This is a genomic window from Leifsonia poae (genome assembly GCF_020009625.1).
Lineage (GTDB): Bacteria > Actinomycetota > Actinomycetes > Actinomycetales > Microbacteriaceae > Leifsonia > Leifsonia poae_A.
Window position 1 is genome coordinate 2,600,410 of the sequence record NZ_JAIHLP010000002.1, and the last position, 14,287, is coordinate 2,614,696.

Annotated in this window: 13 protein-coding genes; 10 read left to right on the forward strand and 3 right to left on the reverse strand. The window is 64.5% G+C overall.

Annotation, left to right across the window (positions count from 1 at the left end):
- The first annotated feature begins 3 nt into the window (after positions 1-3).
- The 9 genes from K5L49_RS13200 (at position 4) to K5L49_RS13240 (ending at position 9,226) form a co-directional block, all read left to right on the forward strand.
- Complete coding sequence (locus K5L49_RS13200; protein ID WP_223693403.1) at positions 4-942, forward strand: carbohydrate ABC transporter permease; 939 nt, start codon at positions 4-6, stop codon at positions 940-942.
- Entirely contained in the window at positions 939-1,856 is a 918-nt protein-coding gene (locus K5L49_RS13205; protein ID WP_223693405.1) for a carbohydrate ABC transporter permease, read from the forward strand. The genes K5L49_RS13200 and K5L49_RS13205 overlap by 4 nt, the downstream gene beginning before the upstream one ends.
- Positions 1,853-2,737 (forward strand): ribokinase, encoded by an 885-nt coding sequence (locus K5L49_RS13210; protein WP_223693406.1) that lies wholly within the window; start codon positions 1,853-1,855, stop codon positions 2,735-2,737. The genes K5L49_RS13205 and K5L49_RS13210 overlap by 4 nt, the downstream gene beginning before the upstream one ends.
- 32 nt (positions 2,738-2,769) lie before the next feature.
- The gene (locus K5L49_RS13215; RefSeq protein ID WP_223693408.1) at positions 2,770-3,735 is read left to right on the forward strand and encodes an ADP-ribosylglycohydrolase family protein; all 966 of its coding nucleotides are present in this window, start codon (positions 2,770-2,772) and stop codon (positions 3,733-3,735) included.
- Positions 3,728-4,795 (forward strand): ADP-ribosylglycohydrolase family protein, encoded by a 1,068-nt coding sequence (locus K5L49_RS13220; RefSeq protein ID WP_223693410.1) that lies wholly within the window; start codon positions 3,728-3,730, stop codon positions 4,793-4,795. Before K5L49_RS13215 ends, K5L49_RS13220 begins: the two co-directional genes overlap by 8 nt.
- A gap of 675 nt (positions 4,796-5,470) precedes the next feature.
- Positions 5,471-5,773: a LacI family DNA-binding transcriptional regulator gene (locus K5L49_RS13225; protein ID WP_223693411.1), complete on the forward strand. Its 303-nt coding sequence runs from the start codon at positions 5,471-5,473 to the stop codon at positions 5,771-5,773.
- Positions 5,766-6,251, forward strand: a complete 486-nt coding sequence (locus K5L49_RS13230) for a hypothetical protein (protein ID WP_223693413.1) — start codon at positions 5,766-5,768, stop codon at positions 6,249-6,251. Before K5L49_RS13225 ends, K5L49_RS13230 begins: the two co-directional genes overlap by 8 nt.
- 88 nt (positions 6,252-6,339) lie before the next feature.
- Positions 6,340-7,836 (forward strand): alpha-amylase family glycosyl hydrolase, encoded by a 1,497-nt coding sequence (locus K5L49_RS13235; protein WP_223693415.1) that lies wholly within the window; start codon positions 6,340-6,342, stop codon positions 7,834-7,836.
- A gap of 844 nt (positions 7,837-8,680) precedes the next feature.
- Positions 8,681-9,226 (forward strand): acyl-CoA thioesterase, encoded by a 546-nt coding sequence (locus K5L49_RS13240; RefSeq protein ID WP_223695305.1) that lies wholly within the window; start codon positions 8,681-8,683, stop codon positions 9,224-9,226.
- A gap of 151 nt (positions 9,227-9,377) precedes the next feature.
- Here K5L49_RS13240 and K5L49_RS13245 read toward each other — a convergent pair whose 3' ends face one another.
- Positions 9,378-10,754, reverse strand: a complete 1,377-nt coding sequence (locus tag K5L49_RS13245; RefSeq protein WP_223693417.1) for an FAD-binding oxidoreductase — start codon at positions 10,752-10,754, stop codon at positions 9,378-9,380.
- Between the two features lie 79 nt (positions 10,755-10,833).
- Between K5L49_RS13245 and K5L49_RS13250 the strand changes: the two genes are divergently transcribed.
- Positions 10,834-11,811: a DNA-3-methyladenine glycosylase family protein gene (locus tag K5L49_RS13250; protein WP_223693418.1), complete on the forward strand. Its 978-nt coding sequence runs from the start codon at positions 10,834-10,836 to the stop codon at positions 11,809-11,811.
- 73 nt (positions 11,812-11,884) lie between these two features.
- On the opposite strand, the gene K5L49_RS13255 is transcribed toward K5L49_RS13250, so the two are convergent.
- The gene (locus K5L49_RS13255; RefSeq protein ID WP_223693420.1) at positions 11,885-12,448 is read right to left on the reverse strand and encodes an SRPBCC domain-containing protein; all 564 of its coding nucleotides are present in this window, start codon (positions 12,446-12,448) and stop codon (positions 11,885-11,887) included.
- A gap of 145 nt (positions 12,449-12,593) precedes the next feature.
- On the reverse strand, positions 12,594-14,189 hold the full coding sequence (locus tag K5L49_RS13260) for a phytoene desaturase family protein (RefSeq protein ID WP_223693422.1): 1,596 nt from the start codon (positions 14,187-14,189) through the stop codon (positions 12,594-12,596).
- Positions 14,190-14,287 lie beyond the last annotated feature (98 nt).

Genomic DNA, 14,287 nt, shown 5'->3' on the forward strand with positions numbered 1-14,287 from the left:
CTCATGACCGGACCTGGTGCGGTTCAAACCGCGGGCGGAGCGTCTAGCTCCGCCCGCGGGCGCCGCCGCTCGAAACGGCGCAACGCGTGGATCGGGCTGTTGTTCATGGCGCCCGCGTTGATGCTGAACCTTGTGGTGATCGGTGGTCCGTCGATCTCGAACCTGTACTACGCGTTCACCGATTGGTCAGGTCTCGGCCCAGCCAAGTTCAACGGATTCGACAATGCGATCCGGCTCGCTCAGGACCAGTCGTTCTGGAACGCCCTCAGTCACAACTTCATCTACATGGTCTTCTTCCTGACCGTGCCGATCGCGATGGGCCTGTACGGTGCGTTCGCGCTGTCCAGGGTTCGACGAGGGGCGGTACTCTTCCGCGTCCTGTTCTTCATCCCGTATCTGATTGCGAGTGTCGTCAACGCGGCGATCTGGAAGAACATCCTCGACCCGCAGGCCGGTCTCGCGGCAGCGCTGAACAAGATCGGCATCCACTGGCTGGACAACGTGTACTTCTTCGGCGACCCAAAACTGTCGCTCGGCAGCGTCATGTTCGTGGACAACTGGCACTTCTGGGGCTTCCTCGTCGTACTGTTCCTCGCCGCGACAACGAACATCGACAGTGCGCGGTACGAGGCCGCCCGCATCGACGGTGCGAACGCCTGGCAGGAGTTCTGGCATGTCACGCTCCCGGGCATCCGACCGACGCTCGCCTTCGCGTTGACGATCATCTCGCTCTGGTCGTTGCTCGCATTCGACTACTCCTACGCGCTCACCGGCGGTGGGCCGGCCGGCTCCAGCGACCTGGTCTCCCTCCTCGTCAACCGCACCGCATTCGGCGCCAATGAAGCCGGCTACGCCGCCTTCATGGGACTCACCATGTCCGCCCTCGGCGGGATCATCGTCGTCATCATCGGACTGCTGCGTCGCAAGGAGGACGAATCATGACCGCGACACAATCCACCAACACAACCAACGTGCTTGCCCAAGACTCCAAGCGGCGGCGCCGGCGTTCCCAAAACTCGCTCGACTCACGCCCCGGAGGCTTGAAGCGCGCACCGATCTCAGTCATCGTGCTTGTCCTGCTTGCGCTGTTCGCAATTCTGCCGGTTCTGGTCCTCTTCTTGAACGCGTTCAAGTCGGACACGGAACTGGCCACCAACCCGATCGGTCTGCCGTCAACATGGGATCTCTCGAACTTCTCCACCGCGTGGACGCAGGGAAACCTCGGTCAGGGTCTCGGAAACAGTGTCATCCTGGTCGTCGGCACGATTATTGGGGTGTGGATCTGCGCGGGTATGGCTGCGTATGCGCTCGCCCGGCTCCGCGTTCCGTTCAAGCGAGGGATCTCCCTCTACCTGCTCATCGTCATCTCGCTGCCGGCGCAGATGTTCCTCGTGCCGTTGTTCTTCCTCTGGACAAACCTCGGCCTCTACGACAACCTTTTCGGCCTAGTTCTCATTTACACAGCGTTGAACACCCCGTTTGCGACGCTACTGCTGGAGACGTTCTTTGTCGGAATCCCGAAAGAGCTCGACGAGGCTGCGCGGCTCGACGGCGCGAACGAATGGCAGGTCGCGACGAAGGTCATGCTTCCGCTAGCTCGGCCAGGATTCCTCACCGCCGGCCTCGTCGTTGGACTTGCCGTCTATGGTGAGCTGTTCTTCGCGACGATCTTCATCTCCTCACCCGACAACCTTCCGATCTCCACCGCGTTCCTCGCTTTCCAGCAAGGCTTCACCCGGCTCTACGGCGTCACAGACGCTGCCGGACTGATCATGATCATCCCCGTGATCGTGCTGTTCCTGCTCATGCAGCGGAACTTCATCAGCGGACTTGCTTCCTCCGGAGTCAAAGGATGAGTGCCCGAGTCACCGTTGTCGGGAGCGCCAACGTCGACCTTGTCACCCGCGTCGATCGAATCCCAGCTCCAGGCGAAACGGTCACAGCAGAATCATTCGCGGTCTTTGCTGGCGGCAAGGGGCTGAATCAAGCAATTGCCGCCCGCCGCGCTGGCGCGCAAGCCCAGCTAATCGCAGCGGTGGGTGACGACGCGTACGGACAGCTCCTAGTGGACACAATCGCGACAGAGGGGATGGACAAAAATCTACTCCGACGTGAGGGCGGAGCGACCGGAACCGCGTTCGTCACCACAGACGCGACAGGCGAGAACAACATTGTCATCGTCCCCGGCGCGAACAGACTGCTTCGACACCTCACCGACGAAGAGCGCGAACTCGTGTCCGAGTCTGACGTCCTCATTTGTCAGCTGGAAGTGCCCGACACTGTTGTGGAAGACGCGGTGACAGCCGCCTGGAAATCGGGGACGAAGGTGGTCTTGAACCCGACTCCTGTGCGCCACGTTCCCGCCGCGATTCTCGCCGCCGTCGACGTTCTCATCGTCAACGAGCATGAGGCACAGCAGCTACAGGTAGATAAGTTGCCGGTCCCGTGTGTGCTCACGACACTCGGTTCCAAAGGATCCACCCTCCAGGTCCGCGGTGGCAGAGCAATTCACATACCAGCCAGAAAGACGATCCCCCTCGATACGACCGGTGCGGGCGACACGTTTGTTGGCGCCTTCGCCGCTGAGGTCGCGCGGGGCGTCGAATACGAAGCAGCAGCGCAGTGGGCCAGCATCGCAGCGTCGCTGTCCGTAGAGGAGCCGGGAGCTGTCCCGTCCATCCCAACCAGGCGAGCCGTCGACGACGCGCTCGGCCCGAAAAGAGAAGAGAACCAGTGAACGAGGAAACACGGAATCGAATCCGTGGAGCGGTGCTTGGACAAGCGATCGGTGACGCACTCGGCGCCCCGACGGAAGGCATGAGTCGCGCCGGAATCCGAGAAAAGTACGGTCGCGTGACCGACTTCGTGTCGGAGGACCCGGCCGGAACGGACGACACGGAGTACGCGGCCCTGACGGCGCAGATCTTGCTGAAATACGGCCCGGCAGTAACAACCGACGACGTCGCTAACGAGTGGACTCTTGCGCTTGTCGACCAGGCGACGCCCTTCGACGGCGGTGGGTTCTCCGAAATGGACGCGATCCACAACCTCGCCAGGGGACTGCGTCCGCCGGCGACCGGTTCTGACAATCATGAGCTGTGGAGCGACGGCTCGGCGATGCGAGTAGCACCGATCGGCGCATTCGCCGCTGGTGACCCGATCGAAGCGGCCCGGCTTGCCGGCATCGACGCGCAAGTCAGTCACGCCCTCGACGGCATCTGGTGCGGTCAGGCTGTCGCTGCTGCGACGGCGGCAGCGATCACCACCAACGACTGGAAAGTTGTTGTCGAAACGGGACTCAACGCCACTCCCGAGGACTCATGGTCTCGGCGCATGATCGAGAAGGCACTTGCCGTTGCAGCCGGTCCCGGATCGTCGGAGCAGCGGTTGGATGAACTGGAACGCCGAATCGCGATCTTCCACTACCCCTGGGCGGACGTGGCCCCTGAGGCAACGGCGCTCGCCTTCGGAGTCTTCGCAATCGCCGAAGGCGACTATGTGGAGTCTGTACTCGGAGGCGTCAACATCGGCCGGGACGCAGACACTATCGCCGCGATGGCTGGCGCGATGTCGGGTGCGCTCAACGGAGTCGATGCGATCCCGGAGATGTGGACGAAGCGCCTCGGCCCGCTGCGTGGCAGCTGCATCGCCGCGATGGCAGGGGTCGACCTCTGGAACCTCGCGGACAGCATCGCCGACTCTCTCGACGCACGAAAGGCCCTCACCAATGTCTGACCTTCTTTCCCGCGCAAACGGCGCCTTCCTCGGTCTCGCCGCTGGGGATGCCTCCGGTCTCCCGTCGCGTTACCACCAAATGACCCGCGCATCATTTCGGCGCAGCTTGATGTGGATGCAATCAGCTGAAATGGACGATCAGCACATCAATAAGCTGCCGCTGCCGAACACCCACTCCGCACCTCTTGCCGAGCAGACTTTCTCCGCGACAGACGACGCCGAGCAGGCTGCCCTAGGAAGCGCCATCCTCCTGCGTGCACATCAGAATCGTGCGGTCGCGTCGGATGACGCGCCTGAAGTCTGGGAGCTTTTCGCTGCTTGGCAACAGATCGTTCTCCCACAGGCAGACGAATACTGGGGATCAGTGGCCGACCGGTCGGCGATTCTGAACAGCGAAGAGGGACTCGTTCCTCCGGCGACAGGCACTGACAACCCCCACTTCTTCGATGACTCTGCTGTGGCACGATGCCTGCCTGTCGGTGTTGCATATGCGGGGCAACCTGCAGAAGCCGCTCGGGTCGCGCGACGGCTAGCGTCTATCACCAACGCCGGCGTCGGAATTGACGCGGCCGCTGCTTTTGCAAGCGTCATCGCGTCGACAGTAGGTGGAAGTACCGTCCGCGACGCGATTGTTGGCGCCGAAGCAGAAATTGACGCCGATTCGTGGCTTGGTCGAAAGTACAAGCTCGCGGAAGCCATTTTCGAAGAAGCAGGCTCACTCGTTGCGGCTGTGCCCGCCTGGAACGACGACGTGGCTAACCTCGAGTACAACTTCGGCAATATGGCTGCGGAGACGCTCCCGCTAGCGCTGATCATCGCTCGTGAATCTACTTCGTTTGTCGAAGCAATTGGTGTCGCGAACCTGATTCCCAAGCAGGCGGATACGATGCCGGCGATGGTGGGTGCCATTACTGGAGCAGCGCACGGGCTGTCGGTCATTCCGGCGACATGGCGCGACCGGGTGAGCACGCTTCGCGGCTATTGCGTCCCCTCAACGGCGGGTCAGCAGCTGCAGGAAATCGTCGACGACCTTGTGAAGATGGCGCGAGTCGCGTCGTGAAATGCTCCTATGTGGCGTGCCCTAGCTGCACGCCAATACCGGGTTGGGATCGATGAAACGGAAGTAGTCGGTTCCAGTGGTGGAGTCATCGCCATCGCGTCATGGGGACCGTGCATTGCGCGGTCCCCATCAGCGTTCCCGACGTGAAGATCGTCCTGCCGGCCCGTCGCGGCGTAGTGCGCAGTTGCCCGCAGTGCCGACGTGGCGGGAAATGCTCGCGTTGCACTCGATTGTCGAAAGTGTTTCTTGGCCAAGAAGCTTTGAAGCGCCCCAAGTCGCGTTCCGTCAAGGTCGAGCAGATTGGTCATCGCCCCGGGGCGACCCGGACCAGGACAGCAAGCTCTTTGGCACAACCCTCCGAGGGTACGAGGCCGCTGGTGTACTGATCGATGAGATGACCGCGAGTTCGACCGACGCAAGTGTTTCGCTCAGTTTGGGTGCCCACAATTGCGGCCATGCGAGCGACGCTTCTCGCGTTAGTGACGAACGCCGGGGCGACCGAGCCGAAGAGAGCGCTCAGGCGATAGTTCGCCTGTGCCGGCGCACGTTCCTGCAGTTCGTTGAGTCGAAATGAATACAGCTTGACAGCTAACGACCAGCCGTGCATACTTTTGCGGCTAACCTCCAAAATCGTTTTATATAAAACGATTCGGCACCGTATAGGACGAGGAAGTCATGTCTCTGGAAGTCGAATTCAGGGAGGACGCACAGCGCGCAAGTGTCAGCCCAGCGACCGCGTGTGCTGCGCTCTCCGGAGCCTGTCCTGTTGCGGAAGCCACCAGACAGCGCGTGTTTGAGTTCGTCGAAGCGCTGGCCGGCGCACTAAACGGAGCCGACAGCATCCCTGACGCACGGAAAGACCGTCTTGGACCGCTCAGCGGAAGCTCAATCCCGGCGATGACCGGAGTCGACCTCTGGGAGCTCGCAGATCAGATCGCCCACTCAGTCGACGAGCGAAAGGTGCTGAGCAGTGTCTGAACTTCTTACCCGCGCACACGGGGCGCTCCTTGGACTAGCGGCAGGAGACGCGTCCGGCTTCCCCTCGAGGTACCACCGGCTGACGCGAACATCCGCCTCCTTCCGCCGCGGGCTCCTGTGGAGCCAGGCAGCGGAAATGGACGAAAACCAGATCAACACGTTCCCGCTCCCATTCACCCTGTCCGCGCCGCTCGATGGTGAGACCTTCTCCGCCACCGACGACGCCGAGCAGGCAACGCTGGGTGCGGCTGTGCCTATCCGAGCGTTCGGCATCGCGAACCTGGTCCCGAAGCAGGCCGACACCATGCCTTCGATGGTGGGTGCGCTCGTCGGTGGTGCCCACGGCACCTCTGCGATTCCCGAAACATGGCGGATCAAGGTCGAGAGGCTGCGCGGGTACGGCGTTCCATCCACGGACGGCGTGCGTCTCCGTGACCTCGCCGAACAGCTCGTAACTGCAGTCCACGTGGCTTCCTAGATTTCGGCCCCGGGGAGTGCTGCTTTCACTCCCCGGGGCCGAAAGACCAAATGAAACTGTCCGATTCGAACAAAGAAGTGAGAATGACATGCGACGTTTGAAGTTACGCACAGCAATAGCCGCTGGGGTCACTGCGGCGCTCATCGCAACAGGAGCTGTTGCAGCGATTGCCCCGGCGTCTGCCGAATCCCATTCCATCGTTCAAGCCAACAAGCCGAAGCGGGGCAGCACCGACTTCCAGAACCTTAACGGGTTCATGTGGTTCTACAACAGCTACTTCGGCAATAAATACAAGGACATTACGAAGGATCTCGACCATCTGAAAGCGAGCGGGATCCGCGTCCTGGGGTTCTTCAGCCCGTACAACGGAGATAAGACCCTCTGTGCCGGCTGCGACCCGGTCGACTTCTATTCGGTGTCGCCACAGAACGGAACCATTCAGGATTGGAAGACCCTCGTCGCCCAAGCCCATCGGAAGGGGATGAAGGTTGTCACCTACTTCGTGAATATCTACATGGACGCGAACTCTCCCTACTTCAAGAAGGCCGAACAGGAGTACGCCGCAGGCGACCGGACTTCACGCGAGGTCAGCTCGTTCACGTGGACGACCAACCCCAACGACCCGCTTCCGTCGCTGCAGATGGCACCCCCGACGTGGACAAACTGGGAATGGAGCCCGACCGCGGGCGCGTACTACTGGAAGCTGTGGTTCGGACCCGGATTCAACTGGGACCAGCCCACCAGTGTCGCGGAGGTAAAGCGAATCGAGAAGTTCTGGCTGGACACCGGGGTCGACGGCTTCATGTGGGATGTCGGCCGGCTTGACCCGCGGTTCCAGGAAGCCGCGGTCACCCTTCCGAAGACGTACACCAAGACCGACAAGTGGGTGACGTTCGAGGGATCTGGTGCCCCGAATGCGCAGGCTCTGCACGACTTCGGGCTGACCTCGTGGTTCAACTACAAAGATCAGGGCGATTGGACGAACGACTACACCCGTCTCGTCAGCGGTCAGATCGACGTCAACGGGCTCGAAGCGGAGTTGAAGAACTCCGACTACGCCCGTTCCGTCGGAGCAACCACTCACGCATGGACGATCGCGGCCGATGAGGACGAGAACCTCGCCAATCACGACTATCCGTCCTATCCAAACGACGAGGTCCAGCGCGTTCAGGAGGCGGCGCTGCTGGCCGGCTCCGGAATCCTTTACGGCTCGCCGATGTACGACCAGTACATCCGGTGGTCGCCCACCCTGCGTGCGAATTGGGATCGGGTTCTGAGCACCGTCAACAACAACAAGGCGTTGTTGCCCGCCGCTAGCCGTAACCGAGTTCCTGCCGGTCCGGACGGCACAGCGTTCGCTGAGCGACGCACAAGCGAGAACGGTAAGCAGACGGCGCTGCTGATTTACAACTTCAGTGCTGGGCCGAAGACCGTAACTGTTGACCTCAGCGGGACAGGAATCGACCTGAAACAACAGCCGAAGGACCTTTATCACGGTGGTAAGGGCGCGAAGATCAGCGGCTCCGCGTATTCGGTCGAGCTGCCCGGTTATGGATTCACCATGCTGGAGGTGAAGACGAAGTAGCACCACGGGGCAACGCGGTCCGGTGAGAGTTGCCGCATCGCGTTGCCCTACTGACAGCGCCCCATACCGGCAACATTTTGGCTCGGCAGGCCAGGTTCAGAGCACCGATCTGGGTGCCGCGTGGACCGTCGCATCGTCACCGCTGACCGCGGGGAAACTCGCGCCACGAAACTCCGGTCACCAACAGTTGTAGAGTCCGAACGGCTCGACTGAGTTCGCCAGCGCTACAGGCTCAACAGCACAGACGGGTACGCGCCGACCCGCCAGCGCCCGAACGCATGCGGCGTGCAGGAGTCAGACTGCGGGGCCGTCTTTCCCAAGCGCATCCGTGGCCGCATCAGTGAAGACGTCCGTTTCGCAGGATTCGGTTCTGCTCTACAAGGTCCAGTTGGTCAAGGAGCTCTCCGATGTCCGGAAGTGCCATGCCAAACGGACGCCCCAGATCTACCACGTACGCATTCGTGTCAGGCATGGGTGAAGTGCTGAAGACGCCAGCGGACACGATGCGCTTAAGCGCATTGTTGACTGATTCGGCGTCGGTGACGCTGGTGGATGTCCCGACGCCGTGAAGCACCGTTCCGTCGCCGTCCAAGACTCGCTGGAGGGTGAAAACGTTGAATCGAACCGAAATGGAATGCGGGCGCCCCGACGCGCGGAAAGACATCCTGCGGAAATCACACGTAGGATTCCCGACCGACCGATAACCTCTTCCGTCCGACATTTACAGGGCGACCTCACAGCGCGGTGACGCACAAACGGAGCGGCGGCGCGGGGCGACGGGTTGGAGGCTCTCCACAACAGAAGTGAGGGGGCGTTGGCAGATGGCTAGCATGACCGGGTGCACATGATCTTTCGGACGATGCTTCACGCCCTGCTCTCCCGGTTCGGACCGCGCCTCGGGCATTTCGATGTGGCGTTCACCAAGTTCCGGGTGCTGCCCACAGACCTCGACATCCTGAAGCACATGAACAACGGAGTGTACCTCTCGATCGCCGACATCGGACGGTTCGACCTCCTCACTCGCAGTGGCGTGTGGGCGATCTTCAAGAAGCGCGGCTGGTATCCGGTAGTGGCCTCGGAGACGATCACATTTCGCAAGTCACTGGAACTGTGGCAGCCCTTCATCGTCGAATCGCGCATCCTCGGGTTCGACGAGAAAGCCGTGTATGTGGAGCAGCGGTTCACCGTGGACGGCGAGATCTACACGCAGGCGTTCATCCGCGGCCGCTTCCTGAAACGTGCCGGCGGAATTGTGACCATCGAGGAACTGCTCGACGCGGTCGGCCCCGCGCCGACGGAGGTCACTGTGCCCGAGTGGCTGACCCAATGGGGCGCGGATGCGGCCCTGCCCCCGACGAAGGCCGACGCGCCCAGCGTGTGGAGCGACTGACCCCATACGGCATCACGTCAGACGAATCCCACGCTCGGCCGAGAGAGTCCGTCATGACGGACGTCACGAGTGCGCGTCGCGGAAAGCCTGCTGAGTCGAGGCTCTTGAGTTGAGCCTCCTGAGTTGAGCCTGCTGAGTTGAGCCTGCTGAGTCAAGACTGCGGACCGAATGCAAAAACGCCTTCCGGGTCTCGTTCGGCCCGGATGACGGCGAGCCGGTCGAGAATCGCCGGAGGCCAGGTCTTCTCGAAGGCGGCGCGATCGACGAGCCCGGCAGACCAGTTGACGTTGGTGATCTCGGCGAGCCGGTCGGCGAACGCCTCGCGGATCGCCGCCTCCCGCACCGGGGCGAGCTCGTCGAACACGGCGGGGTCGCCCGAGATCAGCGAGACGGTGAACGCGCCGTCACGGCCGCCGACGGCGGTTCCGTCGGCGGTGTCGCGGGAGGTGACTCCGCCGAGCTGGCGGATTTCCGCCGCCACGAACGGCGAGTCGGTGCCCGGCCCGACGAGCGCGAGGAAAGCGGCGGCCGCATCCCGATCGAACGAGTCGAGCATCAGCCCGCGGACCCAGTCGGGACCGCCCACTTCGGGGTCGTTGTGGATGGTGCCCACCGCGGTGGTGGGGATCTCGGCGACGAAATCGAGATACACCGGTGCCGCTTCGCGCAGGGGCGCCAGGAGTCGAGCCCCCTCGGTGGCATCGCCGGGGAAGGCGAAACGCACGCTGAGCAGCGAGCGGCCGCGCAGGGGCGGCGGCGGACCGTCGACGTCGGGGATCTGGAGGAAGACGGCCGAGGTGGTGGCCTGCTCGGGCAGCTGGGCCGCCCAGTCCGCCCAGCTGTGGAAAGCCGTCTCGACCGCATCGCCCTCGAAGAAGAGGCTGCCCGCGTAGAGCGTGGCGAGCGGGATGAGCTCGATGGTCATCTCGGTGACGACACCGAAGCCGCCCTTGCCGCCACGCAGCGCCCAGAAGAGGTCGTCGTTGGTGGTGGCATCGGCCGTGACGACCTCGCCGTCGGCGGTGACGACACGGAACCCGCGCACCCAGTCGGCGGTGAACCCGTGGCTGCGGGCGAGCGGGCCGAGACCGCCGCCGAGCGTGTAGCCGACGGCTCCGACGCTGATGGACGATCCCGTGACCGCGGCGAGCCCGTGTTCGGCGGTCGCGGCGATCACCGGGGCCCACCGGGCGCCGGCCCCGATGATGGCCAGGCGGGCCTCCGGGTCGACCGTGACGGAGTCGAGGGCGCGCGTGGAGATGAGCACGCCGTCGGTGACCGCGATGCCGGCCGCGCCGTGCCCGGTGGCGTGGACGCGCACGCGGAGGTCGTTCTCGCGCGCGAAGCGCACGGCCGCCGCGATGTCGCCCTCCGACCGGGCGGCGACGACCAGGTCGGGGTCGTGGAGGATCGTCGGATTGAAGCATTCGACCTCGGCGGCGAGGCCCTCCTCACCGCGGAGGTGGACGGTGCCGGTGACGGTTTCGCGCAGCTGCGCGACAGTATCGGTTGCCAGTGCTGTTCCCATGGGCCGAGCGTAGAGGAAGCCGGTGACATCGGGAGGGCGCTGTTCGTGAATCCTTCGGGGGCTGACGTAGCATTCCAGCATGACCGCCGTGACTCCCGCCGACAGCGCGAGCGTGAGCGTCGCCGCCCGGACGAAACCGGTCACGACGGTCTACTCCCCGGCCGAGCCGGTGGATGTGCGGGCCACACTGAGCGTGCTCGGCCGCGGTCCGCACGATCCGACGACGCGGTGGGATGCGCGGGGGGTGTGGCGCACGTTCCGCACCCCGCACGGGTCGGCGACCGTGTGCATCCGGGTGCCCGCCGGCTCGCGGGGCAGCGCCGTGGAAGCAGCCGCGTGGGGGCCGGGCGCCGAGTGGGCGATCGCTTCGGTTCCTGAGCTGCTTGGCCGCGGCGACGATTGGAGCGGGCTGGATGTGGGCGGCACACCCTTGCTGCGCGAGAGCCGGCGCCGCAACGCCGGACTGAAACTGATGACGACGGGACGGATGCTGGAGGCCTTGGTCCCGGCCGTCGTGGAGCAACGGGTGACCAGCCTGGAGGCGTACCGGTCGTGGGCGCGGCTGCTTCGCTGGTACGGCGAACCGGCTCCCGGTCCGGCTCCGGACGGGATGCGCGTCGTGCCGACCTCGGCACAGTGGCGGGGCATCCCGTCATGGGAGTGGCATCGGGCCGGGGTCGATCCGGGTCGGGCCCGCACGGTGCGTGCCGCGATGGTGGTGGCGGGGTCGCTCGAGCGGGCGACGGATGCCGCGGAGACGCCGGACGCCGCCGCTCGCGCGCTGCGAACGGTCCCGGGGATCGGAGCGTGGACGGCCGCCGAGACACTGCAGCGCTCCCACGGCGACCCGGATGCGGTGAGCGTCGGCGACTACCACCTGGCGCACTACGTGGGCGAGGCTCTGATCGGGCGACGCGTCGACGACGACGGAATGTTGGAGCTGTTGGAGCCGTGGCGCGGCCAGCGGCAACGGGTCATCCGGTTGATCCTCGCCAGCGGGCATCCTTTCGAGCGCCGCGGGCCGCGGGTCGCTCTGCAGGACCACCGGTGGCACTGAGCGTCGGGCGGGGCTGCGCGCGCCGATTCGGTGAATGCCCTGTTCGCAGGCGTTCGCGGCCGGCGGTCGCCCGCTAGCCGAGGGTGCCGGTTCGGCGGAGCTCGACGGCGTGCAGTGCGGCCTGCTCGATCCGGAGATCGTGGTTGAGCTCGCGGCAGAGGCTCTGGTAGTGCTCGATCATGGCCGGGTAGTAGTCGTTCCACTCGGGCATCGCCTTGCCGCTGCGGGCGGCGATGAGCCTGTCGAGGTAGTAGTCCCAGCTGACCCCGACATCCGCTTCCTCGGTGAGTGAGCGGAGACGGCGAGCGAACGTCAGTGTCGTGTGTCCGCTCGCTTCGGTGAGATGCCAGTAGACCCGCCACGAATCTCCGGCAGGGCCGACATCTGCGGCGAAACGGTGCGGCGCCGCGCATTCGAGGATGGAGACGTTGCCCCATTCGGCGTTCTCTTCGGCGTTCATCCGGAATCGGACAGCCCCGGTTGAAGGGAGACCGGTGTACTCGCCGATCCACTGCGCCAGTCGTGGTGACCGGGTGAAATACGACCAGACATCGTCGATCGGAGCCTTGAAGATCCTGTCGAGGACCACGTAGACCCCGTCATCTTTGCGGACGAGTCGTCCTGTTGGTTGCGGCATCATTTTGCACCTCCCGCTGTTCCTCACCATAGTCACGTGGTCGAGGATGCGGCAGTGCGAACCGTGCGAGTATTCTCAGGCCCCTCGCGAAGTGCACATCCGTGTTGCAGGATGCCTTTCGCGTCGAGCGGGACGAGGCCCTGGGTCAGGATTCGAGCACGGCCATGGCCGCGTTGTGTCCGCCGAGACCACTCACCGCGCCGCCCCGCCGGGCTCCGGCGCCGCAGAGCAGGATGCGCTCGTGCCGGGTGGCGACGCCCCACCGCTGCGCCGGCGTCTCAAGCGGGTCGTCGTCTTCGGCGAACGGCCAGGACAGCGGCCCGTGGAAGATGTTGCCGCCCGGCATGGCCAGGGCATGCTCGAGGTCGCGGGTGGTCTTCGTCTCGATGCAGGGCATGCCGTTCGCATCGGTGAGCAGGAGGTCTTCGATCGGTTCGGCGAGCACCGAATTGAGGGACGAGAGCACGGCGGCCTGAAGCCTGTCGCGGGTGGCCTCGTTGTTCTCATCGTTGAGCCAACGATCGGGTGTGTGCAGCCCGAACACGGTGAGTGTCTGAGCACCGGTCGCAGCGAGCTCGGAGTCGAGGATGCTCGGATCGGTGAGCGAGTGGCAGTAGATCTCACAGGGGAGGAGCTCGGGCATGACTCCACGCACCGCACCGGCGAATGCCGCCTGTAGCTGGGTGTACGTCTCGTTGATGTGGAACGTTCCGCCGAAGGCCGCCGCCGGATCGACCGAAGCGTCGCGCAGGCGCGGAAGACGTTCGAGCAGCAGGTTCACCTTCACCTGTGCGCCCTCGGCGGGTGGGCGGGCCGGGTCGGGTTCGTCGCCGAGGAGCCGGTCGAGCACGTCGGGGGCGACGTTCGCCAGCACGTGCCGGCCGACGACGCGGCGCTCGTGGTTCTTGCGACGGTAGTCGACGATGCCGTTCGGCGAGACCGCCGTGACCTCGGCGTTCGTCACGAGGCGGGCGCCCGCCTCGCGTGCGGCCCGCGCGAGCTCGGAGGTGACCGTTCCCATGCCGCCGATGGGCACATCCCAGTCGCCGGTTCCGCCGCCGATCACGTGGTACAGGAAGCAGCGGTTCTGCGCCAGACCCGGGTCGTCGAGACGTGCGAAGGTGCCGATGAGCGCATCCGTGGCGGCGATACCGCGCACCAGGTCGTTGCTCAGGCGCGATTCGATGAACTCGCCGATCGGGTTCTCGATGAGTGCGTTCCAGAGCTCCTCGTCGCCGACGAGCGCCTTCGCCTCGCTGCGGGTGAGCAGTGGTTCCGTCACGGTGGGCCAGAGAGACCGCGCCACTCGGGTGGTCGCGGACGAGAAGCGGGTGAACGCCTCGGCATCGGCGGCGGCGCCGATGCGCCTGAAGGATTCTGCGGTCGCGGCCGGGTCGGCCGTGTCGATGAGGAGACCGATGCCGGTGGGGTCGCTCGGAACCGGTGTGTACGAGGAGTAGCGGCGCCGGGCGAGGCGGATGCGCAACCCGAGATCGTCGATGATCCGCTGCGGAAGCAGACTGACCAGGTAGGAGTAACGAGAGAGCCACGCGTCTACCCCGTCGAACGCTTGAGCGCTGACGGCCGCCCCGCCCACGGTGTCGAGGCGCTCGATCACGATCACGCTGAGCCCGGCCTTCGCCAGATAGGCGGCAGCGGTGAGGCCGTTGTGGCCACCCCCGACGATCACGACGTCGTGGGTGGGCTCCGGATCGGCGTCGGTGGCGGTGACTTCGGTCATACCCACACCCTAGGTCTCCGGATGGCGATCGTTCGAGGGGTCCGGCCGAACAGTGGAGAAGGGACCGAAGCGTTCGCCTGTGGAGGAGTCGTCGGGGC

Excerpts from the sequence above, each read along its gene's own strand:
- K5L49_RS13200 (WP_223693403.1), top strand. The coding sequence starts at position 4 with ATGACCGGACCTGGTGCGGTTCAAACCGCGGGCGGAGCGTCTAGCTCC.
- K5L49_RS13205 (WP_223693405.1), top strand. The coding sequence starts at position 939 with ATGACCGCGACACAATCCACCAACACAACCAACGTGCTTGCCCAAGAC.
- K5L49_RS13210 (WP_223693406.1), top strand. The coding sequence starts at position 1,853 with ATGAGTGCCCGAGTCACCGTTGTCGGGAGCGCCAACGTCGACCTTGTC.
- K5L49_RS13220 (WP_223693410.1), top strand. The coding sequence starts at position 3,728 with ATGTCTGACCTTCTTTCCCGCGCAAACGGCGCCTTCCTCGGTCTCGCC.
- K5L49_RS13225 (WP_223693411.1), top strand. The coding sequence starts at position 5,471 with ATGTCTCTGGAAGTCGAATTCAGGGAGGACGCACAGCGCGCAAGTGTC.
- K5L49_RS13235 (WP_223693415.1), top strand. The coding sequence starts at position 6,340 with ATGCGACGTTTGAAGTTACGCACAGCAATAGCCGCTGGGGTCACTGCG.
- K5L49_RS13240 (WP_223695305.1), top strand. The coding sequence starts at position 8,681 with ATGATCTTTCGGACGATGCTTCACGCCCTGCTCTCCCGGTTCGGACCG.
- K5L49_RS13245 (WP_223693417.1), bottom strand. The coding sequence starts at position 10,754 with ATGGGAACAGCACTGGCAACCGATACTGTCGCGCAGCTGCGCGAAACC.
- K5L49_RS13250 (WP_223693418.1), top strand. The coding sequence starts at position 10,834 with ATGACCGCCGTGACTCCCGCCGACAGCGCGAGCGTGAGCGTCGCCGCC.
- K5L49_RS13255 (WP_223693420.1), bottom strand. The coding sequence starts at position 12,448 with ATGCCGCAACCAACAGGACGACTCGTCCGCAAAGATGACGGGGTCTAC.
- K5L49_RS13260 (WP_223693422.1), bottom strand. The coding sequence starts at position 14,189 with ATGACCGAAGTCACCGCCACCGACGCCGATCCGGAGCCCACCCACGAC.